Consider the following 25,546-nt stretch of genomic DNA (forward strand, 5'->3'; position numbering starts at 1 on the left):
GCACTTCTTCAACTACCCCCGAAGGGGCAGTGAAGCGGTGCTGGGGTGATCATTAGCAGGCTGTTTCGTTAATGCTGCCGGTGGGTTACCTGGGGATGGTTTACAAGCCCCACTCTTCGAAGATGTCATCGAGAGTGCCATTCTCTTTCAGGTGAGCAAGCGAGGTATTCACTTGTTCCAGCAGTTCGGTGTTTTCCTGGTCAACTGCAAAGCCGATATGGCCAACCATTTGCTGCTCGTAGTCCTCTGCTAGCTGGAGTTCTGGAAAGCGGTCTTGGCTAAGGTGGTAGCTCATGATGGGGGCATCACCGACACCCGCCACAATGCGGCCTAACGAGATGTCACGCATCATGTCTGCCAGGGAGTCGTAATTGCGGATTTCTGGAAAAATGCCCATGTTGTTGAGCTGTTCGACGTAGGTGGTGCCTACCTGGGCGCCAATCACTTCGCCTGAAAGGTCTTCCAGTGTGTTGATCTCGCCATCGTAGTCCTGACGGGTAACGACCCCTTCGCCATAGGGGTAGACATCATCGCTGAACGCGACCTGTTTTGCGCGCTCTTCGGTCTTCAGCATCGCGGCGGAAATGATGTCGATATGCCCAGCTGTCAGCGAGGGTATCAAGGCGTTGAACTGCGATTCCTGAATAGTGACCTCATAGCCCATATCTTCGCCCAGTGCATTGACCAGATCGACCATCGCGCCGGTGATCTCATTGGTTTGCACATCTAGGAACGTAAACGGAATCCCGCTTGGCGTTCCGCCTGCTTTTAGCACTTCCTGTGCGTTTGCCGTGGTACCAAGCGATAAGGCTGCGCCCAGTACTGCCGGTAACAGCATCGCTTTTTTAAAGTGAAGAAGAGGTTGGCTATCGGATGTAGGTTTCATTGGGTCACCATTGAGAATGTTGAGGGTTATTATTTACGCCTTGTCAAAAAGCTTTTCGGTAACGTCACTTCAGAGCCTAGGTGACTTTTTATTTATCGGCAAGAGTTATTATTTATCGCATAGCGATAAAATAAGTAGGCATGTTGTTGTAAGCGAGTCTTCAAAATGCTTGGGCTGCCTTGTTGGAGCGTTGATGAATAAATGCATCAAAATGCCAGCTTTTGACGATATTTTTCTTGTAAGCTCGTATATGTTGGGTTGCTTGTGATTAACCATTCGTTTTGCAAATAACTCTTGCCGCTTGGCCTGCCATTCTTCATCGCTGAGATGGGCGATAGATGGTGCAGCGCCTTCTGTGGAGTATGATGATTGTACAACCAACAGTAACGTTTGAGTGTCTGCTCCGGAAGGTATATAGCGCCGAGACGCCAGCACGTCGTTGATAAGGCAGTTGAAGCTCTCCACTATAGAGTTCGTTTGCGGACTTCCCTGCTTAATCAAAAGGTGCTTAATGCCAGGGTCTTTGTACTTAGTCGAACGGGTGGCGGCCGCTGGGTTTGTGCTCATACGTTCACGTGAAGCGAACGGTGAAGGGCTTACCGTTGTCGGCACCTCACATCGCTAAGCATCCGGTGCAGTCCGTAGCGGGACAACCGTGGGTTCTGGAATTCTCGCGACACGACGAGAAGGTTATCGAAACCAAGGCGAAGAACTTTCGAGCGGCGACCCGAGCCTCCTCCTGCTTAGGAGTGAGCTTAGCCATCAGGTTGTGCCATGTGATCAGTCGTTCGTAGACGTAGTCACGATAACTCCAACGTCGGATGGTTGCGGTAGCGATACCATACCTAAATGCCAGCTCAGTTTTCGGGATGCTGGAGGGTACCGTTTAGCTCTCTGCACGGATCTTGTTTATGAAGTTTGATGCCCATGTACCTGTTCCCGGATGAATTGCTGAAAAAGCCCTCTGTTTGTTAATAGAAGATAACTTTTATAGGCGATGTGATCATCCTGAACGTACAGATATCCCAGTAATTGTGCACGGCTGATATGGTGATATGGAACCACAATGTCTACCCCGTCATAGGTGAGATTGTTTTTAATTTTATTATGTTACGCTTGCTTTCTTTTGCTTTGAAACTTCAAGAAAAAACTTTCAGCTAAGTTTAGCGTCTATCGCTATATGTTAGATTGCTTTTTCTTATATAGTAAAATTTTAAGTAATAAAGAATAAGTCGCGATGGTAGAGTGCAGATCCGTAGTCAAAAACGATGAAACAAGCCCAGATAATCAAATAGCGCGCTTTGGTCCCCCCTACCGCGATATATGCCAATGGGCTGCCCAGCAAGATCTCAGTGACGCACTGGAGCTTGCTTTCTGGACGTTGGGACTGGATCAACACATCGTCGCGATTGGCAACCTGGTTAATGAATTTCACCATCCTGAATCAAAAGACATTCTGACTCGATGGCGGCAAAATCCCACCCTTGCCTCGCTAGATGATCTGGCGAAAGCCATTCGTCAAGATCCCTTGATCAACCGTCAGTATCCTGCATTTCTTCATGCAGGAGACGCTACAAAAACGAAACAAACATATAAAGGCAGTCTTAAAGAGCAAACGTTTCTTATAACGTTAATTACTTACCCGCTGCCTGGGGCGGAGCAATCATCTGAATACGTGTTAAGGCGTGCGCTACGCTTGTGGTTGATCGCGCAGGCGGCGAATCGGGTAGTGACAGAGCAGTGCTTAGCGGATCGAAATATCAGTACCGCAGCACGCTTTTTGATTGCAGACCGCTATCAAGCGCAGTGGCAACTCGTCGATGATGAGTTATTGTCAAATTCTGTGTATGGCCGGTCAGGCGGCAGTCCTGTCTGACTGATCGGTCAAGGGTTCGCCGTCCTTGAACTGGACGTTGTTCACGACCAGCTCCAGCTTGTTGAACCCCTTGATCCGCTTCCAGCGCTTCTGGGCGCTCTGAAGCAGCTTGAAGACCATCGCCAGGGTCGTCGCTCTGGAGCCGCAGTTCCGGCTGCGCTTGCTCCGCAGGCGGACCGTGGCGAAGGTCGACTCGATCGGGTTGGTGGTGCGGATATGCACCCAGTGTTCTGCCGGGTAGTCATAGAACGCCAGCAGCTCCTCCCGATCCTTGGCCAGGCACTCCATGGCTCTGGGGTACTTGGCCTCGAAGCGTTTCACCGTGCGATCGAAAGCCTTGTGCGCCTCATCGCGGGTCTCGGCCATCCAGATCTCATGGAGGTCGGCCTTGACCTTGGGCTGCACGGATTTCGGCAGTTTATTCAATACGTTGGCAGTCTTGTGGACCCAGCAGCGCTGGTGCTCGGTCTCTGGATAGACCTTGCTCAACGCCGCCCAGAAGCCCATGGCGCCGTCGCCAACCGCTAGCTTGGGGGCCGTCGTCAGCCCGCGCTCGCGTAGCCCCGTGAGCAGCTCTTTCCAGCTGGCCTCTGACTCACGCTGCCCATCCTCGACGACGACCAACTCCTTGCGGCCCTGCTCAGTGACGCCGATGATCACCAGCAGACACAGACGGTCATCCATGCGCACGTTGCTGTACACGCCGTCCGCCCACCAGTAGACGTAACGCTGGTCTGCCAGGTCGCGCTTCTGCCAGTCGGTATGCTCGTCCTCCCACTGCTTCTTGAGACGCGACACGGTGTTGGCCGAGAGTCCCTTGGCCTGGTCACCCAGCAGGGCCGACAGGGCCTCCTGGTAGTCGCCGGTAGAGACTCCCTTCAGGTAGAGCCAGGGGATCAGCTCCTCGATGCTGCGGGCCCGCTTCAGGTAGGGCGGCAACAGCGCGCTGCTGAAGGTCACCCCGTCGCCACTGCGGTCACGGACGCGGGGCACCTTGATCTCGACGTCGCCGATACCGGTTTGCACGGTGCGCTCCGGCAGGTAGCCGTTGCGGACCACGGCGCGGCGGCCGTCTTCCAGTGTCTTGTTGGCATATAGCTCCAGGAACGTGCTCAACTCTGCGCCCAGCTGCATCAGCTGAACATTGATGGCGTGGTCGCATGCAAGGTGCCAGCGGCGTGGATCCCTCACATTGCGCGGCCGATAGTCACCGGCTGCTGCGTGCCAGACCAGGTGCTCTTGAACCTGGCGTCGCTGAAGCTCGCTAAGTTCAGCACTCCAGGATCATCAATCCGGCGGCCTACACCCATACCTCGGTGGCGATCCTCGATGCCCTCAACGCCTTCGAGGGGAGGGTGATCGAGGTGCACCTCTCCAACGTCCACCAGCGCGAGAGCTTTCGCCACCACTCCTACGTCTCGCTGCGCGCCGACGGGGTGATCGCGGGGCTCGCGCTGGGCCGGGTCATCGCCCCTGGCCTCGTCACCCTTCACCACATAGTCCCCTTCCAGCACCTGCTGCTCGCGGTAGCTGCCGTCGGCGCCGCGGGTCTCGCGGTAGCGGGTCTCCCGGTAGTGGAAACCGCTGCCGATGTCCTCGGCCTGGTCGGCGCGCATCTTCTCCATGCGCTTCTTCAGCCGGTAACGCAGCAGCGGCATCAGCGCCCAGCCGAGCAGCAGAAAGAAGAGCCCCAGCACCATGGCGACGATCATCATGGCGCCGAACAGCAGCCAGGCCAGCAGCATCTTCAGGCTGCCCAGCAGGCCCTGGGGGCGCGCCTGGCGAGCGCGGGCCTGCCACTGGCGGGCGGCCTGCCAGGCCGGGTTGTGGCGCGGATCATGGGGATCGCTCATGACAACTCCTATCGGTGACTGCCCCCTTGGAACCCGGGGCGGCGGTTTCGTTCGTCTGGCCCGCTTCTTGCTTCATTTAGGATGAGCGCCGTACCGGCCTCGTCCCCGCATCCCAGCAGAAGGACGCCCGCCATGCAAGATAACCGTATCCTCGAACTCGCCTACGCCATCGCCGAGACCACCCGCGACAAGGTCGGCGCCATCGAGTCGATCATGCGCGAGACCGAGATTCTCGCCCTCAATGCCCGTATCGAGGCGGCCCGAGCCGGAGCGGCGGGGGCCGCCTTCGGGGTGGTGGCCGAGGAGATGGGGCGGGTCTCCGGCAGCATCAGCGGCATCGCCCGAGGCTTCCGCGGCGAGGTGGAGGCCCAGGCCCGGCGCCTTGAGGAGGCGGGCACCGAGATGCTCACCGAGCTGCGCGGCCAGCGCTTCACCGACCTGGCGTTGAATGCGGTGGAGATCATCGACCGCAACCTCTTCGAGCGCTCCTGCGACGTGCGCTGGTGGGCCACCGACAGTGCCGTGGTGGACGCCGTGGAGACGCCGATGGCGGACCGCCGGGCCCATGCCAGCGCGCGCCTGGCCACCATCCTGCGCTCCTATACCGTCTACCTGGATTTGTGGATCACCGACCGCCAGGGCCGGGTGATCGCCAACGGCCGCCCGGACCGCTACCCGGGAGTCGTGGGCCATGACGTCGCCGGCCAGGCCTGGTTCCGCCAGGCCCTCGCCACCACCAACGGCGACGACTACAGCGTCGCCGATATCGCCCGGGAGCCGGCGCTGGACGATGCCCCCGTGGCCACCTATGCCACCGCCATTCGCCGCGGGGGCCGCCACGACGGCGAGGTGCTGGGCACCCTGGGGATCTTCTTCGACTGGGCGCCCCAGGCTGAGGCGGTGGTGCAGGGGGTGGGGCTTAGCGAGGAGGAGCGGGCGCGCAGCCGGGTGATGCTGCTCGACGCCGAGGCGCGCATCCTCGCCGACTCCCGGGGCCAGGCCGCTCTCAGCGAGCGCTACCCGTTGGCCACCGAGGGCCGCGAGCGGGGCTATGGCCAGGAGAAGGCGCGCCTGGTGGCCTTTGCCAGAACCCCGGGTTACGAGACCTATGCCGGCCTGGGCTGGTACGGGGTGATCGAGTACACCGAGGCGGCGCCGGAGGGCGCCAAATTGGTGCATGAGTCATCGCTTGTTGAGTGAAAATGGTGCAGTCATGGGCCCGGTGGCCCGGTGGCTCGGTGCTCGTTCGGTATTCTGGGTGTATCATTTGGCCTGGTAGCCAGCCCGCTGGCATTCGCAATGGAGGAGCATGAAGAGCACCCCACTGCGCCGCAGGAAGAAACCACGCAGGATGATCAAGGCTCATTCAACTCTTTCGATGCTGATCAAGAGCAAGGTGCCACCAACGACGGTGTGACCACCGAGTACGAAGAGGAAGAGCAAGAATTCACTTATGAAGAGGAAGAAGAAGAGCAGGATCAGTGGGAGACTGAAGAGGAAGACGATTCTGGCTGCTGACACTCCCCGCCCGCCGCGCTTCGCGCTTTGGGCGAGGGTTCTGAGATCACCCCCAGAACCTTCCTGCTTCCACACGCCTTCACTAGACAGCAGCTAGGCCGCTGCCCCCGCTCCGATCGCTCCACAGGCTAACCCCGCCAGCCCGGCGGTTTGTATATTCCTGGCCGCGTTGATGTCGCGGTCAATGGGGTAGCCGCAGCTTTCGCAGTGCCAGTGACGTTGCGACAGCGGCAGTTTCTCAACCTTGTAGCCACAGCCATGACACCGCTTGCTGCTGGGGAACCACTGGCTCACTTTCACCAGTTGGCGCCCCGCCCAGGCGGCCTTGTATTCCAGTTGCCGGACGAACTCACCCCACCCGGCATCGCTAATGGATTTAGAAAGCCGTCTATTCTTGATCATACCAATGATATTAAGTGACTCGACGCACAGGACTTGGTTTTCGTTAATGAGTGCGCGGGTCGCTTTGTGGGTAGCGTCACGGCGACAGTCGGCGATCTTGGCATGTAGCCGTGCCACTTTCCAACGGTGTTTGTTGCGGTTGTTTGAACCTGTCTGTTTTTTCGCCAACCGGCGCTGCAAGCAGGCCAGCTTCGCCTCGTAGCGTTTCAGGTGACGCGGATTGCCCGATTTTGCGCCGTCACTGGTAATGAACAAATCGCTCAAGCCGAGGTCAATGCCGACCGTTTTGCGCGTGACCGGAAGCGCTTTTGGCACGAAATCACACAGACAACTGATGAAGTAGCGTCCAGCACGATCGCGTGAAATCGTGATGGTAGAGGGTGCAGAGGGTAGTGACCGGCTCCATCGGATGGGTAACCGCGTCTTCGCTTTTGCGATAGTGATCTCACCATCCCGATAGCGGAACGCGGCCTTGGTCAGCCGGATCGACTGCCGGCAATCCTTGCGCTTGAAACGTGGGTAGCGCGCCTTGAGCTTTGGGTTGAAGAAGTTGTCGAAGGCGGCTTTCTGGTCGCGGAGCGTTTGCTGCAGGATCACGCTGGAAACATCCCGCAACCACGGAAACTCCGCCTTTAAGCCCACCAGTCGCTTTTCCGCCGATGAGTGCGAGACCGATTCACCGCGCTGCTGATACGCCTCGGTGCGATAGGCCAGGGTATTATTCCAGACAAAACGGGCACACCCGAACGACTGCGCCAGCAGCTCAGCCTGTTCGGAAGTGGGGTAGAACCGTTCTTTGTAGGCGCGCTTTGCCATGCTGTATAAATATCAGGGCAATGAGGCGAAGTCAATCTGGCACCGCTACGCGGTGCGCGCTTGTATCACCGCCCGACTGGGCGATGCTTTACGCGCTGTTTGGTAATCCCACAGCCGCTTAAGGGAGTAACTTCTACTTCGGCTCAAGGATGAGCCACGCAGCGCCCCGCCAATTGCGGGGCGCTGTTGCGTTTGGGTTATCGTGTCATAGAGGCGAAGCGTGGAAGGGAAATGCGCATGAATGCGCTATGGTAAGAGACGCATCTTCACAAAACCCCTTCGCTATGACCCTGACCCTGACCACGAACACAAGGACGTGCCCAACGTGTTGAATTGGAAAGAGCTTCCCCAGCTGCCTCGCGCCGAAGGGCGTATCGAAGCCATCGACCTGGCACGAGGTATCGCCATCGGGCTGATGATCGTCAGCCATGCGGTGAGTGGTTTGGTCGGCATACGCAACGTACCGGACTGGGGCATGGTCCCCGTTCACTTCATCACCAAGTTTTCATCGTCGCTGTTCATTCTGGTGTTCGGTATTGCCCTGGCGGTGGCCTTTTTGGCCCATACCCAAAGCGAGGATTGGCCCAAAAGGCGCCTCAAGCTTTGGGTGCGCGCCTTGGAAGTGTGGTTCTGGTACAAGGCCCTGACCATCGTCGAGATGCTGCCTTACTACTCCCCCGCCGACATCGTCGATACTCTGCTGTATGGCCGCTTTGCCATCTGGGTCGAAATCCTCGGATTTTATGCCATTGCCCTGTTATGGGTGCCGCTGTTGCTCCCCCTGTGGGCACGAACGCCTCTGTGGGCGCGGCTCGGAGCCATTGTGGGGCTGACCGCGCTCTCGGCCTGGCTTCAAGGGCTGAGCTTCGGCGGAAACGATATTCTCAAGGCGCTGCTGGTGGATCATGAAGACCACTACACCTGGGGCCAACTGAGCCGGGCACCGCTGGTGCTGGCGGGGTTGTTGATGGGGGAGGCCCTGCTGCGCTGCTACTTCGACACGGCGCTGCGCCGCCGTTTGGTCGGCGGATTGGTCGTGGTAGGGGCGCTGATGGTGGCCGGTTTCTACGGCCTGGCCATCAGCGCTGGAGATGTCGATGCCGCCATGCTGGCGATTGCCAACAATGCGGGCAAGCACCCGCCAGGGCTGAAGTTCATGCTGTTCAGCGTGGGAGGGGCGCTGGTGCTACTGGGCCTGGCATTGGCAGGCGGCGCCATGGCAGCCAAGGTGCTGCTGCCACTGACCGTGGTGGGCAGCGATGCCCTCAAGGCCTTCATATTTCACATCGTGATGATTTTTCTGGTGCTGCGCTTTTTGCTGGGGGCCGAAAATGTCCTCTCTTATCCACAGGTGCTTGGCGTGGGCGGGCTGTTGATTCTGGGGGCCGCCTTGTGGATAGGGCTGACCCGCTGGGTGGTCCGACATAAATAGCCTGTACGAGGATAGGCAGTGCAACGGCAAGCCGTAGATGGGGAGGCAAGGTTTGAGACGTTTCAAACGCTGGTGGTTGAGTAGGGTGCTGGGCGTGCTGCTGCCGATGGGGCCGGTCGTGCTGGCAGAGGCTCACGGGCAGGCGCATGGTTATGAGACGAACTGGTACTACGAAGTCGACAAGCAGAGCCCTTGGCAGGGCAGCCTGGATGCCCGGATCGCAGCCATCGAAGAGGCATTCGGTGGCGAGCTGGGCGTCTACGTGCAACAGCTGACGAGCGGCGAAGCGTACTCATGGCGTGCCGATGGCCCCTGGTATCTTGCGTCGTTGGTGAAAGTCCCGGTGGCCGCGGAAGTATTGGCGCAGCGTCAGGCGGGCACGCTGTCGCTGGATGAGCGGATCACGCTCGCGCGCAGCGACTTCGTGGATGGCGCCGGGCCGGTCAACTGGCACGACCCTGGCACGCCCATTTCCATCCGCTACCTGCTGGAGCAGATGGTGACGGTCAGCGATAACACGGCCACGGACATGCTGATCAACCGCGTGGGGCTTGCCGACGTCAACGCCCGTGCTCGGGCCATGGTCGCGGCCAGCGGCGGGCACCCCGAGCAATTGGGGCCCATCAGCCTGCTGGTGGGTGTGCGCCAGGGCGTGTACGGCCAGCTGCACCCGCAGGCCCGCCAGCTGGGCGGGCTCGATTTCATGGCGCTTCGCCAGCATGGGCTTGGCCAGCGCCCCGCGGCGCTGGCCCGGACGCTCGGGGTATCGCCCAGCAGTTTCGCGCAGCCAGACTACGACAGCGCCTTCGATGCCTACGAAGCCAGTGGTGAAAACGTCGGCACACTGCGTGCCTACGGCGACCTGCTGGCCAGCCTGCACCACGGAGGCATGGACAACCTCGACCGCGAGCAACGGCAAACCCTGCGGGAGGTCATGCAGCGCACCCGCTCTGGCGAACAGCGGCTCAAGCGTGGCATGGGCCGCGAGGTGACCTTTGCCCACAAGACCGGCACCCAGCACCGCCGAAGCTGCGATGCGGGCATCGCCACCCGCGATGGCGCCCCCCCGCAACACTGGGTCATCGTCGCCTGTAGCCGTGGCCCGCTGGCGCTGAGTGCCCACGAGCAGGCGTTGACCCGCGTAGGTGAAGCATTACACGACAGCGGCGTGATAAACTGACCCGCCGTTTTGGGTTGAACCGTTATCAGGTTGAATATTAAGGAGTTGACCATGGCCCGCGCTAGCGCACGTCATATTCTGGTAAGCAGTGAAGAGCAGTGCAACGCACTGAAACAAGAGATCGAAAACGGCCGTGACTTTGCCGACGTGGCCAAGCAGCACTCCAGCTGCCCTTCTGGCCGTCAGGGCGGCGAGCTGGGCAGCTTTGGCCCCGGCCAGATGGTGCCGGAGTTCGACAAAGTCGTCTTCAGCGGTGAGTTGAATACCGTGCATGGGCCGGTTCAAACTCAGTTTGGCTATCACCTGCTCGAAATCACCAGCCGCAGCTAAGGGCGCCCAGCGCCCGTAAAGCACCGCGGCGTTCCCGCCGCGGTGTGAGGAACACGCCTTGAACGACCCAATCATTGCCATCGAAGGCCTGAACAAAACCTACTCAGGAGGCTTTCAAGCGCTTAGCCGTGTCGATCTGACCATCGCGCGCGGTGAAATCTTTGCCTTGTTGGGCCCCAACGGCGCCGGCAAGACCACCTTGATCAGCGTGGTATGCGGGCTGGTCAATCCCAGCGAAGGTCGTGTCATCGTCGATGGCTTCGACAGCGTGCGCGATTACCGCCAAGCCCGCGAGCGAATTGGCCTTGTGCCGCAAGAACTCACCAATGAAGCGTTTGAAACGGTGTGGAACACGGTGAGCTTCAGCCGTGGCCTGTTTGGTAAATCCCCCAACCCCGCCCATATCGAAAAAGTGCTCAAGTCACTCGCCCTCTGGGACAAGCGCCATAATCGGCTGATGACCCTCTCGGGGGGCATGAAGCGCCGCGTGTTGATTGCCAAGGCGCTGTCTCACGAGCCGCGTATTCTCTTTCTGGATGAGCCCACCGCAGGCGTCGATGTCGAGCTGCGGCGGGATATGTGGAACGTGGTACGCGGGCTGCGGGACGATGGTGTGACGATCATTCTCACCACCCACTACATCGAAGAAGCCGAAGAGATGGCCGACCGCATCGGGGTCATCAATCGCGGCGAGATCGTGCTGGTGGAAGAGAAAGCCGCGCTCATGAAAAAGCTGGGCAGCAAGCAGCTCACCCTGCAGCTACACAGCCCGCTGGCGGAATTGCCGCCCGCACTGGCGCAGGAAGCGCTCAGCTTGGCCGCCGATGGCTATGAGCTGGTGTACACCTACGATGGCCGTCAGGAAGAGGAGGGGCGAGGGATCTCTACCCTGTTAACGCAGCTAGAGCAGGCGGGCATCAGCTTTAAAGATCTACACACCCGGCAGAGCTCGCTGGAAGATATCTTCGTGGACCTGGTGAAGGAGCGCTCATGAACCTCTATCCCGTTCGTGCGATTTACATGGCGGAAATGGCCCGCACTCGCCGCACGCTGCTACAGAGCGTTGTCTCACCGGTGATCTCTACCTCGCTCTACTTTGTGGTGTTTGGCGCGGCGATTGGGTCGCGGATTACCGAAATTGGCGGGGTGAGCTACGGCGCGTTTATCGTCCCTGGTTTGATTATGCTGATGCTGCTCACCCAGAGCGTCTCCAACGCCTCCTTCGGCATCTTCTTTCCCAAATTCTCCGGCAGTATTTACGAGATATTGTCGGCCCCGGTGTCGTATCTGGAAATCGTCATCGGCTACGTGGGGGCGGCGGCCTCCAAATCGATACTGCTGGGGCTGATCATCCTGGCCACCTCGGGCTTGTTCGTGCCGCTGGAGATTGCCCATCCCTTCTGGATGCTCACCTTCCTGGTGCTCACCGCCGTCACGTTCAGCCTGCTGGGGTTCATCATCGGTATCTGGGCCGACGGGTTCGATAAACTGCAGCTGGTGCCGCTGCTGGTGATTACGCCGCTGACGTTTCTGGGCGGCAGCTTCTACTCCATCGATATGCTGCCTCCGTTCTGGCAAACCGTGACCCTGGCCAACCCCGTGGTGTACCTGGTGAGCGGATTTCGCTGGAGCTTTTATGGCATCAGTGATGTCAGTGTGGGCGCCAGTATTGCGATGATCCTGTTCTTTTTAGCCGTCAGCCTGGCCACCATTGCCTGGATTTTCCGCACCGGATACCGGCTGAAGCCCTGACGTTTCACGTTTTTCTGCAAAGGTAACGCCTGCTTATGCCGCTACTGCAAAGTGCCGTGCACCGCCTGGAGCCCTCATTGGATGGCGAGCGCCTGACCGTGACGCCACCCCCGGCACCCGCCGAGGCCGACAACCCCGTCATGGCCAGCCTGGTCAACACCCTCAACGATACCTACAACACCAAGGCCAAGGGGTGGGGGCGGTTTGCCGAGCAGGGGGAGCAGGCCGGGCCGCTGGTGGCCTGGCTGAGCGCCTACCTGGCGGCCGACTCTTCGGGCAGCGAACAAGGTTTTGCCGAACTGGCCAACGCCCTGGCCGAGCGCCTTGCGAAAACGCTGCAGGAGCAGCTGTCGGTCAGTGGTTATCTGGTGACGGCGCACCTTCGTCAGGGGGATACGGATACCCTGTTCTTCGGCCTGATTCATCAGCGGGAAGGGATCGGCTTCAATGAGGCTCATCAGGCCGTGCCAGCCGCTCAGTTGAACGCCAGCCAGCTGACGCTGGCGGCCCGGGTGAACCTCACCCAGTGGCAACGGGCGGATGCCACGACGCAGTACGTCTCGTTCCTCAAGGAGCGTGGTGCCAAAAAGCTCTCCGATGGGCTGGTGGCGCTGCTGGGCATGGAAGAGGGCATCGATGCCCCAGCGGAAACCCGCACCCTGCTCAAGGCCTTCAGCGACTACGTCGAAAAAGAGGACCTGGACGACGACGCCAGCCGTGAAAAAACCGACACCCTGGTGGATTACGCCAACGAGCAGCTGCGCCGTGGCGAACCCATGACGCTGGAAGCGCTTTCCGAGCTGGTGGACGAGAAGCAGCCACAGGCGTTTTACGACCATATCCGCAACGCCGATTACGGCCTCTCTCCGGAGATTCCGCCGGACAAGCGCACCATCAACCAGTTCCGCCGGTTTACCGGCCGAGCGGGTGGGGTGTCGATCAGCTTCGACTCGCACCTGCTGGGTTCCAGCATCGAGTACGATGCCGCGCAGGACCGTCTTATCATCAAGCAGGTGCCCAAACAGCTCAAAGAGCAGTTGGCCAAACGCAAGGAGTAATTGCCGTGCTGGGCGCGATTCAAAGCTTCTTTCAGCGGACGCTGTCGGCCCCGGAGCAGCGCGACGACCAGGCCCTGACCCTGGAACTCGCCTGTGCTGCGCTATTGTGCGAAGTGATGCGGGCCGACTATGAACAGAGCGAGGCCGAGCGCGCCGCCATGCAGCGCATGCTGATGACGCGCTATCGCCTCGATGAGCAGGCAGTGGCCGAACTGATGCGCCTGGCCGAGGCAGAAGTGGACGACGCCGTGGACCACTACCAGTTCATCAGCTTGATCAAACAGCACTACGACTATGAGCAGCGCCTGGAGGTAGTGGCCATGATGTGGCAGGTGGCCTGGGCCGATGGCTCGCTGGACCCGCTGGAAGAGCACCGCATTCGCCGCCTGGCTGATCTCCTGCACGTCAGCCACAGTGATTTCATTCGCAGCAAATTGGGCAACTCTCCAACGTAGCCGATTACGGTTCGGCGGCCTCGCCTTCCTCCAACAGGCCCGCCACCAGCCCATTCAACTGCTGCTGGAACTGGCCACCGGGGGAGGGCCGCCGAGAGCAGATGGCTCGTACCCGTAGAGTAGAGCATGCGCCCGCTGGGGGTGTCGACGAACGGGCGGCTAAGCGCATCGTTGACCCGTGGGTCGGCATCGCTGGGCAGGCTGTTCACGAAATTACGCAAACATCAAAAAAGCCTGCTACGCTAGAAGGGCCTGTTAAGGGAGAAGCAACCCTTTGATTTTCATGAAACGCTAAAGCAAGGAGTGCCGTTATGCGTAGCATTATCTATATCGTGGGTCTGGTTGTCGTGGTGTTGTTCATCCTTTCGCTGCTGGGCTTACGTTAAGCAGTAACCGGTCATTCCAAGGCGTGCCGGTTTCCGCTTGCCTTATACGTCGCGTAGTGGCTGGATCAGGGCCACCGCGACCTTCCACTGCCGGTGATCTTCCGACTGCACGACGACCGTCTTGCGGTTGATCTTGATGACGCGACCGAACACCTGACCCTCGCGACTCTCAAAAGAGACGGCCTGCCCCAGGGTCAGGCGGCTCAACACCGCCATCTCCTGTCGGGCCTGGAGGTCGTCGATACGGCGGCAGATGAGGTCGTTGAGCGCCAGGAGCTGGTCGAGGCTCATGTCGTCGATACGCATGGGGAACCGGATCTCGTGCATCGGGAAAGGCGCCACCTTGCCCGATGCGCCGGCGGGTGTCGATTCAGCGCTCGATGTCGGAGCGCAGCGGCGCGTCGGCGAACAGGGTCTTCCAGCGACGCGGTGTCAGCTCGTCGACCCGTGAGGCGGGATGAAGCGCCACGCGCTGGAGGACATCGACCAGATAGGTGTAGGGGTCGACGCCCTGCAGCCGGCAGGTGGTCAGCAGGCTCTGCACGATGCCGACGTGCTCGGCGCCGACCTCGCTCCAGCAGAACAACCAGTTGCGCCTTCCCATGGGAATGCAGCGCAGGCCACGCTCCAGGTGGTTGGTGTCGATCGGCACGTCGGGATCGGACAGGAACACCTCCAGACTGCGCTGCCGCTTCAGCGCGTACTCGACGGCCTTGCGCAGCGGGTGGCGGGGCTCCAGATCGTCCCGATGAAGCTGGTGATCGCACCATTGCCAGAAGGCTCGCACCCGCGGTTCGCTGTAGTCGGTGCGCGCCTTGAGTTTCTCCGGTCCTTCGCGGCCCTTCTCACGGATCCAGGTCTCGGCCTTGTAGAGCCCGGCGATCCGCAGCAGGCCTTCCTCAACCGCGTCATCACTGCCCTGCGCCTTCTCGAAGTGCCTCCGTGCGTGGGCCCAGCATTCGGCGTGGGTCACCCCCGGGCGCTTCTCGGCATAGCGGGCATAAGAGGCGTTGCCGTCGGTCAGCAGCACGCCTTCGAAGTGGTCACCCAGCACCGTGTCGATGTGGGCCTTGGCGCGTGACGGGGAAAAGGTGAAGCTGATCTCGTCGTGGTCACCGTACAGCGGCCAGAACCATGCCTCCTGCATCTTGCCCTTGGTCTTGCGGCCCGCCTTGATCGGCGTCTCGTCCATGGCCAGCACCTGGCTTTGCAGCACGTGCTCCAGCTGGGCCAGGTGGATCGGCGACAGCAACGCCGCAGCTCGCGCCACCTGCTGAGTCAGTGTGGTGCGACTGAGCTGGATGCCGGCCTGCTGCAGGCGCTGATGCTGGCGATAGAGCGGCAGGTGGTAGCAGAACTTGTCGACCAGCAGGCCGGCGATGAAGCTGACGTCGGCCAGTGAGCCGTCGAACAGCGTGGCCGGCGCTGACGTTGCCTGGGGCGGCGCCGCCTTGCTGACCTTGAACACCGGGCAACGATACTCCAGCACCTCGAAGCTGGCCCGGCGCTGCGCCAGGCGGAAGGTGCTGCGCGTGGCGATCACCTCGACGTCGTCCAGGCTCATGCCCTCGGGCAGGTCCGGTGCCACCTCAATCACCTTGACCGGCACCGAGGCATCGAAGCGCAGCCCGGTGTCGTTGACGGCATCACGACGCGTCTTGCGTGACGGCGTCTTGGCGGGTGAGGCGTCTTCATCAGGCTCGGGCGGCGGCGGAGCCGGCAGATCCTGCATACTGCCGAGCAGGCTCTGTTGCACGGCCGGGTCGATCGCCAGCAGGCGCTCCGACTTGCGACCGAACAGCTGCCGCTTGAACCAGTCGAGCTGGCGTTGGAGCGACGCATTCTCTTCCCTGAGGACCGAGTTTTCGGCCAGAGATTGCTGGTATTTCTGCTCCAGAGACGGCGACGACACGAGGCGATATTTCCTGGTGAATCAGGCCGTTATTTTACCATGCCATCAGGCCGCTGACACCTTGGGATGCCAGCGTTTGCGGCGTTTCGTGACCACCAGATCGAGTCCCTCGATCAGGGCTTCGAACTCGGCAGGGCTGAGCGTGATCGCCTGGCCGGCGGTGGACGACGACAGGGTGGCGAAACGTCCGCGCTCCAGGCGCTTGCTCCACACGCAGTAGCCGCCGGCCTGGAAGTACAGGCACTTGAGCTGGGTGCGCCGCCGGTTGATGAAGATGAAACCGTGCCCGCTCAGCGGATTCTGACCCAGCTGTCGGCGAACCAGGGCGGCCAGCCCATCATACGAGCAACGCATGTCGGTGGGCTGGGTGCACAGCCAGAGCGTGATCGGCGGGCGCATCATGCCCCCCGGCGAAAGCGCAGACAGACACCATCCCCCAGGTCGAGCTCGATCTCCCAGCCGCGTGGCTCGTCACTAATGGCATCTTCCTCTGGCACTGACACGGGTGCGAAGAGCGCCGGCTCGGCAGCCCTGTGATAAGGCATTGGTGCGTCGCCGGCCAGTCGCCGCTTCCAGAGCTTGAAGGAACTGACGGGAAGCCCTACCTGCCGACAGAAGGCTTGCTGGGAGAGCCCGCTTTGGGCCTGTTCGTCGACCCAGGCCTGCCATTGCGAGGCGGGGTGGCGGGAGTGGCGTCGCTTCGACATGGGGACTGATGCTCCGTCGGTGAATGACGGGATCAGCGTAGGGGGTCAGGCCATTTCAAGAAACGACGCGCCAGGATGGCCGCTTACCCGCTGCGTGGCCCCGCGATGTCGAAAACCCACGCATGAACCCCCGATCTGTGCCCGATCTGTGCCCAAAGCGGCGCTTGCGCGGCCGCTTCCTACCTGCCAGACTCGCCAAAAAGGGCGGTTGAACTTCCTATACCCCAACTCGCGTGATTTCGTCCACACGGCCTAGATATTCCTGTTTGATTGCGGGAAGCCGATTGCCAACCGGCACTGCGCAAGGTTGTAGGTGGGCTTCATAGCCGCGGCGGCAGCCCAAACCGTTTAGCGTACGAATAGTGGTTTTGTCGCACACGGCAACGGATGGGGGAGTAAACTTGGAGACATCAGAGGCATTATTGCTGCTCGAGGCCTTGGGCATCGGACTTCTGATCGGGATCGAGCGCGAGCGGAATGCAGGCGTGACCGGGGGGCTTGTCCCGGCAGGCGTGCGCACCTTTGCGCTCGCCTCACTGACCGGCGCGCTGAGTCAGATTGCCGGTGGATGGCCAATGCTCGCCGTCGCCGTCGCCGTCATCGGCGGCCTTCGCATGGCGACGCACCTGTCCCAACCGGATCGCCAAGCGGGCCTGACCACCAGCCTTGCCCTGTTGATCGTGGTCGTGCTGGGTGCGCTGTCAATCGAGCACACGTTCCTTGCGGCGGCATCGGGCGTCCTGGTTGCGGCGCTCTTGGCTGCGCGCACGGTGCTGCGCGACTTCAGCCGCTCGGTGCTAAACGATTTCGAGATCCGCGACGGTCTCATCCTCGGCGTCTCGGCGCTCCTGATCCTGCCGATCCTGCCCAACGAAGCATTGGGTCCGGGCGGGGCGATCAATCCACAGAAACTGTTCGTGATCGTCATTCTTGTCATGGCGATCGGCGCTGTCGGCCACATCTGCACACGGGTCTTCGGTTCACGGCTGGGTCTGCCATTAAGCGGTTTCCTCTCCGGGTTCGTGTCGAGCACCGCCACCGTGGTGGCTATGTTGAAGAAGGTGCAGGATCGGCCGCTCGAGGCCTATCCCGCCGCTGCGGGTGTTACGTTCTCCTCAGTTTCGTCGCTCGCGCAGACCGGTATCGTACTGCTGTTTCTCAGCCCTTCGATGTTCACACTTGCAGCCCCGATCCTGATCATCCCTTCGCTAGTGGCATTGCTCTACGGGACCGTGCTTGCACGCATCGGATCGCGCGGCGGCGGAGCAGAGCCCGATGGGCTCGAACTTCCCAGTCGGATATTCAGCGTCCGGGGCGCCGTGAGCTTTGCGGCTATGGTGGCAACAGTCATTGTCGTCTCCGCTGTCCTGAACGAGTATTTCGGAAGCGAGGCCATCTTGGTGTCGGCGGCACTCGCTGGGCTGGTGAGCACGGGATCCGCTGCGGTTGCGTTGGCCTCGCTGGTTGTGGCCGGACAGCTGCCCGCATCCGAGGCGGTCGTGCCGCTGGCAGCAGCGATCAGCGTGAATGCCGGGGTACGGATCGTCCTGGCCTTGCGGGGAGGAGCGGCGGCGTTCGGCTGGTCTGTTGCCGGCGGCCTGATGCTGACGGCCGCTGCTGTCTGGGCGGGGTGGTGGTTTGCAGCAGCCATCAGCATCATGGTCGCGCCCTGAGCCTCATGCCGCGGCGCAAACGCGTAAATCGCTACACATCAGGAATGGGATGGTCCAAAAACAACTTCGCGGCGAAGATGTCGGCTCTGAGGCTCTGAGATAGCCGAGCTGTTGGTCTTTGATTGACCCCAAGCGAAGCAGTATGCCGTTCTGTTTTTTGCGGAGAAGGTTGTCTTTCAGGCCCGTCCCCTCCGCCACTTTCCCCCGCGAAAGCGTTCTCCCGATCCGGCTGTGGCCAGATTTTTCCGTTGTTTTCGAGGGTTATGCGTATGGGGCTGTTCAGCGGCGTCGGTGCCAGGAGGTCCGGTAGAGGTCTCTCATGGCCGATATTCTCCGGACCTCATGACTGCGCGGATTTGGTGAATTTGTTGCAAATATCTGGATTTGCGAGACTTTTTCTACGTCGCAGCTGGGCACATCGACACCAGTGGCGTTCGCTGAAATGGAACAGAACTCGAACTTTTGCTACAGCCAGCCGGCACGGTCGTCTCACGCATCAACTTCCGCGATGCGGACCGTACCGCCTTCAGACCTTCGACGGCGTCCACCCCATCGCTTACGGCTCATCGCTGCTCTGCGTCGCCTCACTGTGATGACGGCAGCCTGCGAACAAGGCACTCGTCATTCGCCCATGGACTGTGCGTCGGCCTGCAGCGTTGTCCCCTTCAACCACCCACGCCACAACGAGCAGCCCAATCGGCACTGCCCTCTACAAGATGTTGCTCATGAGGGTGTCGTTGTGCCATGTTGACCGTGACCCGATCTTGAATTCATACGGAGCAACGCAGCAACAGAGTCTTCGTTCATCTTAGACACTCATTAACGTCGATTGGCGCAAATTCGGCAGCAGCGTGGAGCGACGCCCCCGAAACCATGACACAAACTCCTCGTAGTGATGCCAACCAGAATATAGAAAAACAAGAGCAGGGAGAACGTCCGTACATGTCATTCCGTTATATCGGATCAAAGGCCCGTGTCGTCGACACCATCATCGACCGGATCGGGTCGCCGGATAGCGGGATGTTCATTGATGCATTTTCGGGGACTGGTGCGGTTGCGGAAGCTGCTTCCAGAGCCGGTTGGAAAGTACATGTAAACGATCATCTGAGTTCGTCGGCCATCATGTCATTCGCGAGGCTGGTCTCCAAAGCCGACGTTCTGTTTTCCGGGCTCGGGGGGTATGCCAGTGCCGTCGATGTGCTGAATTCGCTCAAGCCACAGCGCGGCTTCATCTGGCGTGAATACAGCCACAACATTGTTCTGTGTCCCGCATGTATTTCACGGAAGGCAATGCCCAGAAGATCGGTGCAATCCGCAGCCAGATCCGCGAATGGCGCTCTCGTGAAGACATAAACCAGAGTGAAGAACGTGTTCTGATCGCAGACCTAGGTCATGTTGACAAATGGCGGAGCCAGAGGCGGATCGACGTGATGTCGATGAAGCCCAGGAAGCTTTCGGCGGTCTTGTCGTAGCGGGTGGCGACGCGACGGGCATTCTTGAGCTTGTTGAAGCGCCTGGGGCCACCATCCCCGTTAGCACGCCAAGCGCCCGCTTCCCCCAGCGGGCGTTTTTTTATGGGTTTCAGTTGGCTCAAGCCGCTTGTTTGTCCAGGCGCGTCATTCGCTTGGCTTCACGCGCAGTCGGCGGCGCCTTGGCCAAACATATCGAACATCAATTCGCGGCCCATGCCCGTCAACACCCAGCGGCCATAACTGTTGTAGGTGGCGGCACCGCTCTCTTCCAACACCTGCTGGCACATGGCCCAGCCAGTTTGCTGCTGGCGCAGCGTGTTCAGCTCATGGCGGGACAATCCGCGTTGCGACAAGGTGATGGTTTCAAGGACGTGGCCGCTTTCGTAAAGCAGCTCGGCAGCACGGGAAAGGCAGTGACGCAGGCTGCGTTGCAGATGAAAGGCAGCGCTGGAGGCCTGAGATAACGCTTCTGCGGGCATGGATGACTCCTGCAATCGCACGGAAAAGGGGATGTGCTGCGGTGCATTATAAATGAGCAGGGGCGTTAGACCAAGGTCTATGTTGAACCATGAGGGGCGCGCAGGGTGGTTGCCACATGTCTGCAACGTAAAGCCCGTAGATTTCACTTGTGAGCCGCTGAAATTCGCCTTTGCCAACACAATGCGCTCAGCAAGAAATCAGCAAGAAAATAATGAAAAATTGGATGAACCCTAAAGACTGGGGTTAAATGGCCGAAGGTTATTAGTAATACAGCACACTGTTAAACGATTCATTGGCGTCGGAGCACATAGCGAGGCGTATAAACTAAAGGACATTAGCGTATGGCTTCCATTTCATCATTGGGTATCGGTTCAGGGCTTGATCTCAACGGCTTGCTAGACCAACTGCAAGAAGCCGAGCGGGGCAAGCTGCAGCCCATCGAGCGGCAACTGGAAACCCAGCAGACCAAAATTTCCGCCTACGGCCAGCTGCAAAGCGCCATGTCTCAGTTTCAAACGGCGGCGGCGGCGCTCAACGACAGCGCCCTGTACGAAAGCCTGTCAACCAACGTTGGTGGCAGCGCCATTACGGCCGCCGCTGATGGCGAAGCGCAGCCTGGCAGCTACAGCGTAACGGTTGAAACGCTAGCAACCCGCGGCACTCTGGCTTCTAAAGGCGTTACAGCTGTGGATGACGTACTCACCACTGCAGAGGAAACGCTTACCTTTACTTTTGGTAATGGCAACACTCAGGATGTCACCATTGCGGCAGATAGCACCCTCGAAGGTATACGGGATGCCATCAACGCAAAGGAAGATTCGGGTGTTAACGCTACGATTGTATACGATGGCACCGACTATCGGTTGTCGCTGAGTTCAAGTGAAACAGGCGCTGATGCATCCATTAGCAGCTTCTCAATTACTGGGGGCGTTGCACTTGAAGCAGATGGTGGCGTAGATGTTAATGGCGACAGTACAGGCACACATCAAAGCGGCACAGACGCCGCGCTGAATGTGAATGGCATCGCCATCACTAGTCCTACCAACCAAGTAGAGGGCGCCATTCAAGGGGTCACGCTCAACCTGCAAGAAGAAGGCACCAGCACCGTGGCCGTAGAACAAGACACCCGCGCCGTTCGAGAGGCAATCACCAGCTTCGTAGACGCCTACAACGACCTGAAAGGAACCATTGGTGAACTCGGCTTTAATGCCGAAACGGGCGTTGCTGGCGAATTGACCGGCGATAGCGCCATGCGCACAGTCGAATCGCGCTTACGCAGTGTGTTAAGCGGTGGCATGGAAGGCGAGTTCTCCATGCTGAGCGATATCGGCGTTACCCTTCAGCGCGATGGCACTTTGGCCGTCGATAGCGACAAGTTAGATGATGCCATTGCCAACAACCAGGAGGCGCTTTCCACCTTCTTTGCAGGCGACGCCAGCGACGCGGGCATGGCCGGTCAAGTGAACCAAACCATTGAGCAGCTGTTAGGTAGTAATGGCACGGTGGCAGGCGCGATTTCAGGCGCTGAAAACCGCGTCGAGTCATTGGGAGAGCGTTATCTGCGCATGGAGCAATCCATCGAGCAGACCATTTCTCGCTATCGTACCCAGTTTGGCCAATTGGATAGCATGATTGCCCAAATGAACCAGACCAGCGATTACCTTACCCAGCAGTTTGATGCGTTGGACGCCCAACTGGGCCGCCGCTAAGCGCTCTCCCGCCTTACCTTACGCCTGCTGGAAACAGCAGGCGTTTTTGTGACTGGCATACTTTATTACGTGCAGGCAAAGCTTAAAAAAACACTCACCCCATTCAAGTTTTCCGCTGATGCGCCGATAATGACTTTACATTTGATCGCTCTGCTTAACCCCCCCTTCAGGAGCGACGACACAAGCGCGTTCATCGCGCATGGGTTTAGCCTTTTGCACCGAGGAACATCTGCATGGCGACAATAACCTCTCTAGGCGTTGGCTCTGGCCTGGATCTCACCGGCTTGCTGGATCAGCTACAGGCTGCGGAACGCGGCAAGCTCGTGCCCATTACCCGCCAAAAAGAGCAGCAGCAGGCCAAAATTTCGGCTTTCGGCCAGCTGCAAACGTCGCTGAACGGATTTCAGGATGCGCTGGCTAAAATCAACGACCCCAAACTCTACCAAAGTCTTTCCGCCAACGTGCGGGGCGATGCCATTAAAGCCACCACCACCGCCAGCGCGCTGCCCGGCAGCTACCGAGTAGAGGTGTCGCAGTTGGCCACTTCTGGCACCCTGGCATCCAACCGCATCACGGGTGAAAAAAATGCCGCGCTAGACCTGCAGGGGGCTACGGCCATACGGCTCAATTTTGGCGGCGCAGATTCGGTTGATATTGCCATGGCCCCCAACAGCAGCCTGGAAGCCATTCGTAACGCCATTAACGCCCACAAGGATGCAGGCGTTAACGCCACCATCATCAACGATGGCCAAGGCTACCGGCTGGCGCTCAGTTCTAAAAACACTGGGGCGGATGCCTCTATTGCCAGCTTTAGCTTTGTCGATGCCAGCCAAGACCCGGCAGTAACCGTGGCAGGGCCCTTTGCTGAAGATGCCGCCACCAAGCGAGCCGGTGAGGATGCCGCGCTCACGGTCAACGGCATTTCCATTAGCAGTGCCAACAACCAAATAGAAGGTGCCATTCAAGGGGTCACGCTGAACCTGGCCGAACTCAGCATTGCCGATGGCGAAACCGCCACCAGCACCATTACTGTCGAACGAGACACCCTCAAGCAGCGCGAAGCCATTAACGGCTTCGTGAAAGCGTTCAACGACCTGAAAGGCACCATTGCCAAGCTCACCAGCTTTACCGGCGACAGCGAAACCGCAGGCGAACTGGTTGGCGACAGCACCGTGCGCACCATTGAAAGTCGCTTGCGTAGCGTGTTGACCGGTGGTGTGGAAGGTGGCGAGCTGGGCACCCTGAACCAGTTAGGCATTACCCTGCAACGAGACGGCACGCTGGAAATGGATGACGATACAATCAGCGATCTAGTCGCCAATAACCCCCAAGCACTCAGCGACTTTTTCGTAGGTGGTGAAGCAGGGAATGGCTTGGCAGCCCAGCTCGACAGCACCGTAGAGCGAATGCTTGGCGATAACGGAGTAGTAAAGCTGGCCATTAGCGGTGCCGAAAACCGCGTGAAAAGCCTAGACGAACGCTTTGAACGCATGGAAGTGACCATCGAGCGCACCATCAGCCGCTACCGCACCCAGTTCGGCCAGTTAGACGCGATGATTGCGCAGATGAACAGCATGAGTACTTATCTGACTCAGCAGTTTGATGCGCTAGATGCACAGCTAGGGCGCAAGAGGTAGCCGCTACCAATTGCCCGAAGCCCCCATCGTAAGGGGGCTTTGTTGCTGTGCGCCAGGCATGGCGCGTAGCGCCTTGATAGGCGCTGTTCCTGGGGGTGGTGCCTCAGGATGACTTGGGGGTGAAAGTCCCCTGCACGCCCGGTAAGGGGAAGTGCTAGCCGACGGCAAGGGTGTCTCCCGCGAGGGAGAATCTGAAGGCAGCCCGAGGCAAAACGCTGGCCTGACGAACAGGAAGCGGATACGAGGCGTCATGGCGGGGTAAGGTGGCAGCAATCACCAAAGCCCAATACTTGCACGGAACGCCATGAGGTAAATCCGACAGGCATAAGCGGGAAGGTCGCGCGTCTTACCCTGGGAGGTCTGGTGGTCTGCCACAGGGCTACCGGCGTCGAGAGGCGACGGGAGGGATCATCAGACGTCAGCCGAGGCCATAGTAAGTGCCGGTTCACCGCGGCACCAAGGGCCGAACATGAAGAACCGCGAGTAGGCGATAACGTCTCGAGGATCGATCATGAAGACAGACCATGGCGCTAACACCGTCACTCACCCAGAGGGGCAGGGGCAGTACCCCGCGTCCCAGCCGGTGAGCGTCGAGACGATCCCGGCGTCGCTATCGTGGACGAAAGCGGAGTCAGCCTCGCTCATGGAACGGGTCATTGACCCGGAGAACATGCAGCGGGCTTACCGTAAGATGGTTGCCAACAAAGGCGCACCGGGTGTCGATGGCATGACGGTGCATCAGTTAGCGGGCCACCTAAAGCAGTACTGGCCAACGCTGCGAGAGCGGCTGTTGGCCGGTGAGTATCACCCCAGCCCGGTCCGGGCCGCCACGATCCCCAAGCCTAAAGGCGGCGTACGGCAGCTCGGCATTCCTACGGTCACCGATCGACTGATCCAGCAAGCGCTGTCACAAGTGCTCATGCCGATCTTCGACCCGAGCTTCTCCGAGTCAAGTTACGGCTACCGCCCCAGGCGCAGCGCTAAGCAGGCCGTCTCGGCCATGAAGGCCCACGTCACCGCCGGCCACCGCTGGGTAGTCGACCTTGACCTGGAAGCCTTCTTCGACCGAGTGAACCACGATCTACTGATGGCACGGGTCGCGCGGCGCGTTAACGACAAGCGCGTGCTGCGTCTGATCCGCCGCTACCTGGAGGCGGGCATGTTCCAGAACGGCTTGCCTACGCCGAGACGGCAGGGGACGCCCCAAGGCGGGCCCCTCAGCCCGCTGCTGGCGAACATCTTGCTGGACGACATGGACAAGGAGCTGGAACGTCGAGGCCACCGCTTCTGCCGCTACGCCGATGACGTGCAGGTGTATGTCAAAAGCTGGCGGGCAGGCGAGCGTGTTATGGACAGCTTGAGTGAGTATCTCGAGAACTCACTTCGGCTGACGGTCAACCGCCGCAAAAGTGCAGTGGATCGGCCATGGAAACGCGGCTATCTAGGCTACAGTCTTACGCGGCACAAGCAGTCGAAGCTGACGCTAGCCAAGAGTAGCCTGACGCGCATGATGCAGCGTGTCCGTGAGACCCTGCAGCGTGGCAGAGGGTGTAACCTCCAGCGGACAATCGAAGGGTTGAGTCCAGTCCTGCGAGGATGGGCCCATTACTTCAACCTTGTTGATGTGAAACGCCCCTTGGAAGCGCTGGATCAATGGATACGACGGCGCTTGCGCGGTCTGATCTGGCGGCAATGGAAGCGCCCGACGACCCGGCGTCGGAAACTCCGAGGCCTAGGTCTGGACGCGAATCGTGCCTGGAAATCGGCGGGCAATGGGCGAGGGCCCTGGTGGAACGCCGGAGCCTCGCACATGAATGAGGCCCTGCCGAGAAAGTGGTTTTACGATCTGGGCCTGATCTCGATACTCGATACGGTAAGATGGCTCAAACGTTGTTCATGAACCGCCGTGGTACGGAACCGTATGCCCGGTGGTGTGAGAGGACAGGGGAGGCGACTCCCCTTCCTACTCGATTCTGAGGCAAGAGCCAGTGTGGGAAGCAGCTTTAGCTCGC

At 59.8% G+C, this 25,546-nt stretch carries 24 protein-coding genes and 3 pseudogenes; 16 read left to right on the forward strand and 11 right to left on the reverse strand.

Features of this window, described 5'->3' with window-relative positions:
- Nucleotides 1–100: 100 nt before the first annotated feature.
- Both RVM27_RS11395 and RVM27_RS11400 read right to left on the reverse strand, forming a co-directional pair.
- Nucleotides 101–886: an ABC transporter substrate-binding protein gene (locus RVM27_RS11395; protein ID WP_498956627.1), complete on the reverse strand. Its 786-nt coding sequence runs from the start codon at nucleotides 884–886 to the stop codon at nucleotides 101–103.
- Nucleotides 887–1,135: 249 nt separating this feature from the next.
- A pseudogene (locus RVM27_RS11400) lies at nucleotides 1,136–1,815 on the reverse strand (integrase core domain-containing protein); the annotation flags it as partial.
- Nucleotides 1,816–2,123: 308 nt separating this feature from the next.
- On the opposite strand from RVM27_RS11400, the gene RVM27_RS11405 reads away from it, so the two are divergent.
- The gene (locus tag RVM27_RS11405) at nucleotides 2,124–2,762 is read left to right on the forward strand and encodes a hypothetical protein (protein WP_498956628.1); all 639 of its coding nucleotides are present in this window, start codon (nucleotides 2,124–2,126) and stop codon (nucleotides 2,760–2,762) included.
- Here the strand turns inward: RVM27_RS11405 and RVM27_RS11410 are convergent.
- A complete protein-coding gene (locus RVM27_RS11410) occupies nucleotides 2,742–3,953 on the reverse strand; it encodes an IS256 family transposase (RefSeq protein WP_498956629.1) in 1,212 nt (403 codons plus the stop codon). The genes RVM27_RS11405 and RVM27_RS11410 overlap by 21 nt on opposite strands.
- A 92-nt stretch (nucleotides 3,954–4,045) precedes the next feature.
- Between RVM27_RS11410 and RVM27_RS11415 the strand changes: the two are divergent.
- The 3 genes and pseudogenes from RVM27_RS11415 to RVM27_RS11425 all read left to right on the forward strand — a co-directional run.
- Nucleotides 4,046–4,213, forward strand: a pseudogene (locus tag RVM27_RS11415) (type II 3-dehydroquinate dehydratase); the annotation flags it as partial.
- Nucleotides 4,214–4,747: 534 nt separating this feature from the next.
- A complete protein-coding gene (locus tag RVM27_RS11420) occupies nucleotides 4,748–5,815 on the forward strand; it encodes a cache domain-containing protein (RefSeq protein WP_498956630.1) in 1,068 nt (355 codons plus the stop codon).
- 99 nt (nucleotides 5,816–5,914) lie between these two features.
- A complete protein-coding gene (locus tag RVM27_RS11425; RefSeq protein WP_498956631.1) occupies nucleotides 5,915–6,133 on the forward strand; it encodes a hypothetical protein in 219 nt (72 codons plus the stop codon).
- Between the two features lie 93 nt (nucleotides 6,134–6,226).
- On the opposite strand, the gene RVM27_RS11430 is transcribed toward RVM27_RS11425, so the two are convergent.
- Nucleotides 6,227–7,351 carry an RNA-guided endonuclease InsQ/TnpB family protein gene (locus RVM27_RS11430; RefSeq protein WP_498956632.1) on the reverse strand — a complete coding sequence of 375 codons (1,125 nt, stop codon included), beginning with the start codon at nucleotides 7,349–7,351 and terminating at the stop codon, nucleotides 6,227–6,229.
- A 241-nt stretch (nucleotides 7,352–7,592) separates the two neighbouring features.
- Between RVM27_RS11430 and RVM27_RS11435 the strand changes: the two genes are divergently transcribed.
- The 7 genes from RVM27_RS11435 to RVM27_RS11465 all read left to right on the forward strand — a co-directional run bounded on the left by RVM27_RS11435 (nucleotide 7,593) and on the right by RVM27_RS11465 (nucleotide 13,558).
- Nucleotides 7,593–8,783, forward strand: a complete 1,191-nt coding sequence (locus tag RVM27_RS11435) for an acetyltransferase domain-containing protein (protein ID WP_498956633.1) — start codon at nucleotides 7,593–7,595, stop codon at nucleotides 8,781–8,783.
- Between the two features lie 106 nt (nucleotides 8,784–8,889).
- Nucleotides 8,890–9,963, forward strand: coding sequence for a serine hydrolase (locus RVM27_RS11440; RefSeq protein ID WP_498957771.1), 1,074 nt, complete (start codon nucleotides 8,890–8,892; stop codon nucleotides 9,961–9,963).
- A 51-nt stretch (nucleotides 9,964–10,014) separates the two neighbouring features.
- Nucleotides 10,015–10,293 (forward strand): peptidylprolyl isomerase, encoded by a 279-nt coding sequence (locus RVM27_RS11445; protein ID WP_498939055.1) that lies wholly within the window; start codon nucleotides 10,015–10,017, stop codon nucleotides 10,291–10,293.
- 58 nt (nucleotides 10,294–10,351) lie between these two features.
- A complete protein-coding gene (locus RVM27_RS11450) occupies nucleotides 10,352–11,287 on the forward strand; it encodes an ABC transporter ATP-binding protein (protein WP_498956634.1) in 936 nt (311 codons plus the stop codon).
- Nucleotides 11,284–12,045, forward strand: a complete 762-nt coding sequence (locus RVM27_RS11455; protein ID WP_498956635.1) for an ABC-2 transporter permease — start codon at nucleotides 11,284–11,286, stop codon at nucleotides 12,043–12,045. Before RVM27_RS11450 ends, RVM27_RS11455 begins: the two co-directional genes overlap by 4 nt.
- Before the next feature lie 35 nt (nucleotides 12,046–12,080).
- Nucleotides 12,081–13,103: a nucleoid-associated protein gene (locus RVM27_RS11460; RefSeq protein WP_498956636.1), complete on the forward strand. Its 1,023-nt coding sequence runs from the start codon at nucleotides 12,081–12,083 to the stop codon at nucleotides 13,101–13,103.
- Nucleotides 13,104–13,108: 5 nt separating this feature from the next.
- A complete protein-coding gene (locus tag RVM27_RS11465; protein WP_498956637.1) occupies nucleotides 13,109–13,558 on the forward strand; it encodes a tellurite resistance TerB family protein in 450 nt (149 codons plus the stop codon).
- A gap of 4 nt (nucleotides 13,559–13,562) precedes the next feature.
- On the opposite strand, the gene RVM27_RS11470 is transcribed toward RVM27_RS11465, so the two are convergent.
- From RVM27_RS11470 to tnpA, 5 genes are all read right to left on the reverse strand, one after another.
- A complete protein-coding gene (locus tag RVM27_RS11470; protein WP_189464235.1) occupies nucleotides 13,563–13,727 on the reverse strand; it encodes a hypothetical protein in 165 nt (54 codons plus the stop codon).
- A 259-nt stretch (nucleotides 13,728–13,986) separates the two neighbouring features.
- Complete coding sequence (locus RVM27_RS11475) at nucleotides 13,987–14,250, reverse strand: transposase (protein WP_169959612.1); 264 nt, start codon at nucleotides 14,248–14,250, stop codon at nucleotides 13,987–13,989.
- Nucleotides 14,251–14,314: 64 nt separating this feature from the next.
- Nucleotides 14,315–15,856 (reverse strand): IS66 family transposase, encoded by a 1,542-nt coding sequence (tnpC, locus tag RVM27_RS11480; protein ID WP_211620849.1) that lies wholly within the window; start codon nucleotides 15,854–15,856, stop codon nucleotides 14,315–14,317.
- Between the two features lie 45 nt (nucleotides 15,857–15,901).
- Nucleotides 15,902–16,255, reverse strand: coding sequence for an IS66 family insertion sequence element accessory protein TnpB (tnpB, locus tag RVM27_RS11485; protein ID WP_169956277.1), 354 nt, complete (start codon nucleotides 16,253–16,255; stop codon nucleotides 15,902–15,904).
- Nucleotides 16,255–16,563, reverse strand: coding sequence for an IS66 family insertion sequence element accessory protein TnpA (tnpA, locus tag RVM27_RS11490; RefSeq protein WP_110068988.1), 309 nt, complete (start codon nucleotides 16,561–16,563; stop codon nucleotides 16,255–16,257). The genes tnpB and tnpA overlap by 1 nt, the downstream gene beginning before the upstream one ends.
- Before the next feature lie 401 nt (nucleotides 16,564–16,964).
- On the opposite strand from tnpA, the gene RVM27_RS11495 reads away from it, so the two are divergent.
- Together RVM27_RS11495 and RVM27_RS11500 are read left to right on the forward strand one after the other, a co-directional pair.
- Nucleotides 16,965–18,236: an MgtC/SapB family protein gene (locus RVM27_RS11495; RefSeq protein WP_143069541.1), complete on the forward strand. Its 1,272-nt coding sequence runs from the start codon at nucleotides 16,965–16,967 to the stop codon at nucleotides 18,234–18,236.
- 942 nt (nucleotides 18,237–19,178) lie between these two features.
- Nucleotides 19,179–19,589 (forward strand): DNA adenine methylase, encoded by a 411-nt coding sequence (locus tag RVM27_RS11500; protein WP_169958919.1) that lies wholly within the window; start codon nucleotides 19,179–19,181, stop codon nucleotides 19,587–19,589.
- A gap of 37 nt (nucleotides 19,590–19,626) precedes the next feature.
- Here RVM27_RS11500 and RVM27_RS11505 read toward each other — a convergent pair.
- Nucleotides 19,627–19,752 (reverse strand): annotated as a pseudogene (locus tag RVM27_RS11505) (IS5/IS1182 family transposase); the annotation flags it as partial.
- Between the two features lie 114 nt (nucleotides 19,753–19,866).
- Entirely contained in the window at nucleotides 19,867–20,187 is a 321-nt protein-coding gene (locus tag RVM27_RS11510; protein WP_016915093.1) for a hypothetical protein, read from the reverse strand.
- Nucleotides 20,188–20,529: 342 nt separating this feature from the next.
- Between RVM27_RS11510 and fliD (RVM27_RS11515) the strand changes: the two genes are divergently transcribed.
- The 3 genes from fliD (RVM27_RS11515) to ltrA all read left to right on the forward strand — a co-directional run bounded on the left by fliD (RVM27_RS11515) (nucleotide 20,530) and on the right by ltrA (nucleotide 25,434).
- On the forward strand, nucleotides 20,530–21,897 hold the full coding sequence (gene fliD, locus RVM27_RS11515; RefSeq protein ID WP_498956638.1) for a flagellar filament capping protein FliD: 1,368 nt from the start codon (nucleotides 20,530–20,532) through the stop codon (nucleotides 21,895–21,897).
- Between the two features lie 233 nt (nucleotides 21,898–22,130).
- Nucleotides 22,131–23,534: a flagellar filament capping protein FliD gene (gene fliD / locus RVM27_RS11520; protein ID WP_498956640.1), complete on the forward strand. Its 1,404-nt coding sequence runs from the start codon at nucleotides 22,131–22,133 to the stop codon at nucleotides 23,532–23,534.
- Between the two features lie 511 nt (nucleotides 23,535–24,045).
- Entirely contained in the window at nucleotides 24,046–25,434 is a 1,389-nt protein-coding gene (gene ltrA, locus RVM27_RS11525; RefSeq protein ID WP_498956641.1) for a group II intron reverse transcriptase/maturase, read from the forward strand.
- The last annotated feature ends 112 nt before the right edge of the window (nucleotides 25,435–25,546 follow it).

Source organism: Halomonas sp. KM007, assembly GCF_050709225.1.
In the GTDB taxonomy this organism is placed as follows: domain Bacteria; phylum Pseudomonadota; class Gammaproteobacteria; order Pseudomonadales; family Halomonadaceae; genus Vreelandella; species Vreelandella hamiltonii.

Excerpts from the sequence above, each read along its gene's own strand:
- fliD (WP_498956640.1), top strand. The coding sequence starts at position 22,131 with ATGGCGACAATAACCTCTCTAGGCGTTGGCTCTGGCCTGGATCTCACC.
- RVM27_RS11470 (WP_189464235.1), bottom strand. The coding sequence starts at position 13,727 with ATGCGCTTAGCCGCCCGTTCGTCGACACCCCCAGCGGGCGCATGCTCT.
- RVM27_RS11395 (WP_498956627.1), bottom strand. The coding sequence starts at position 886 with ATGAAACCTACATCCGATAGCCAACCTCTTCTTCACTTTAAAAAAGCG.
- RVM27_RS11475 (WP_169959612.1), bottom strand. The coding sequence starts at position 14,250 with ATGCGTATCGACGACATGAGCCTCGACCAGCTCCTGGCGCTCAACGAC.
- RVM27_RS11435 (WP_498956633.1), top strand. The coding sequence starts at position 7,593 with ATGCGCTATGGTAAGAGACGCATCTTCACAAAACCCCTTCGCTATGAC.
- RVM27_RS11510 (WP_016915093.1), bottom strand. The coding sequence starts at position 20,187 with ATGCCCGCAGAAGCGTTATCTCAGGCCTCCAGCGCTGCCTTTCATCTG.
- fliD (WP_498956638.1), top strand. The coding sequence starts at position 20,530 with ATGGCTTCCATTTCATCATTGGGTATCGGTTCAGGGCTTGATCTCAAC.
- RVM27_RS11440 (WP_498957771.1), top strand. The coding sequence starts at position 8,890 with ATGGGGCCGGTCGTGCTGGCAGAGGCTCACGGGCAGGCGCATGGTTAT.
- ltrA (WP_498956641.1), top strand. The coding sequence starts at position 24,046 with ATGAAGACAGACCATGGCGCTAACACCGTCACTCACCCAGAGGGGCAG.
- tnpB (WP_169956277.1), bottom strand. The coding sequence starts at position 16,255 with ATGCGCCCGCCGATCACGCTCTGGCTGTGCACCCAGCCCACCGACATG.
- RVM27_RS11425 (WP_498956631.1), top strand. The coding sequence starts at position 5,915 with ATGGAGGAGCATGAAGAGCACCCCACTGCGCCGCAGGAAGAAACCACG.
- RVM27_RS11460 (WP_498956636.1), top strand. The coding sequence starts at position 12,081 with ATGCCGCTACTGCAAAGTGCCGTGCACCGCCTGGAGCCCTCATTGGAT.
- RVM27_RS11445 (WP_498939055.1), top strand. The coding sequence starts at position 10,015 with ATGGCCCGCGCTAGCGCACGTCATATTCTGGTAAGCAGTGAAGAGCAG.
- RVM27_RS11420 (WP_498956630.1), top strand. The coding sequence starts at position 4,748 with ATGCAAGATAACCGTATCCTCGAACTCGCCTACGCCATCGCCGAGACC.
- RVM27_RS11405 (WP_498956628.1), top strand. The coding sequence starts at position 2,124 with ATGGTAGAGTGCAGATCCGTAGTCAAAAACGATGAAACAAGCCCAGAT.
- RVM27_RS11455 (WP_498956635.1), top strand. The coding sequence starts at position 11,284 with ATGAACCTCTATCCCGTTCGTGCGATTTACATGGCGGAAATGGCCCGC.
- tnpA (WP_110068988.1), bottom strand. The coding sequence starts at position 16,563 with ATGTCGAAGCGACGCCACTCCCGCCACCCCGCCTCGCAATGGCAGGCC.
- RVM27_RS11430 (WP_498956632.1), bottom strand. The coding sequence starts at position 7,351 with ATGGCAAAGCGCGCCTACAAAGAACGGTTCTACCCCACTTCCGAACAG.
- RVM27_RS11500 (WP_169958919.1), top strand. The coding sequence starts at position 19,179 with ATGTCATTCCGTTATATCGGATCAAAGGCCCGTGTCGTCGACACCATC.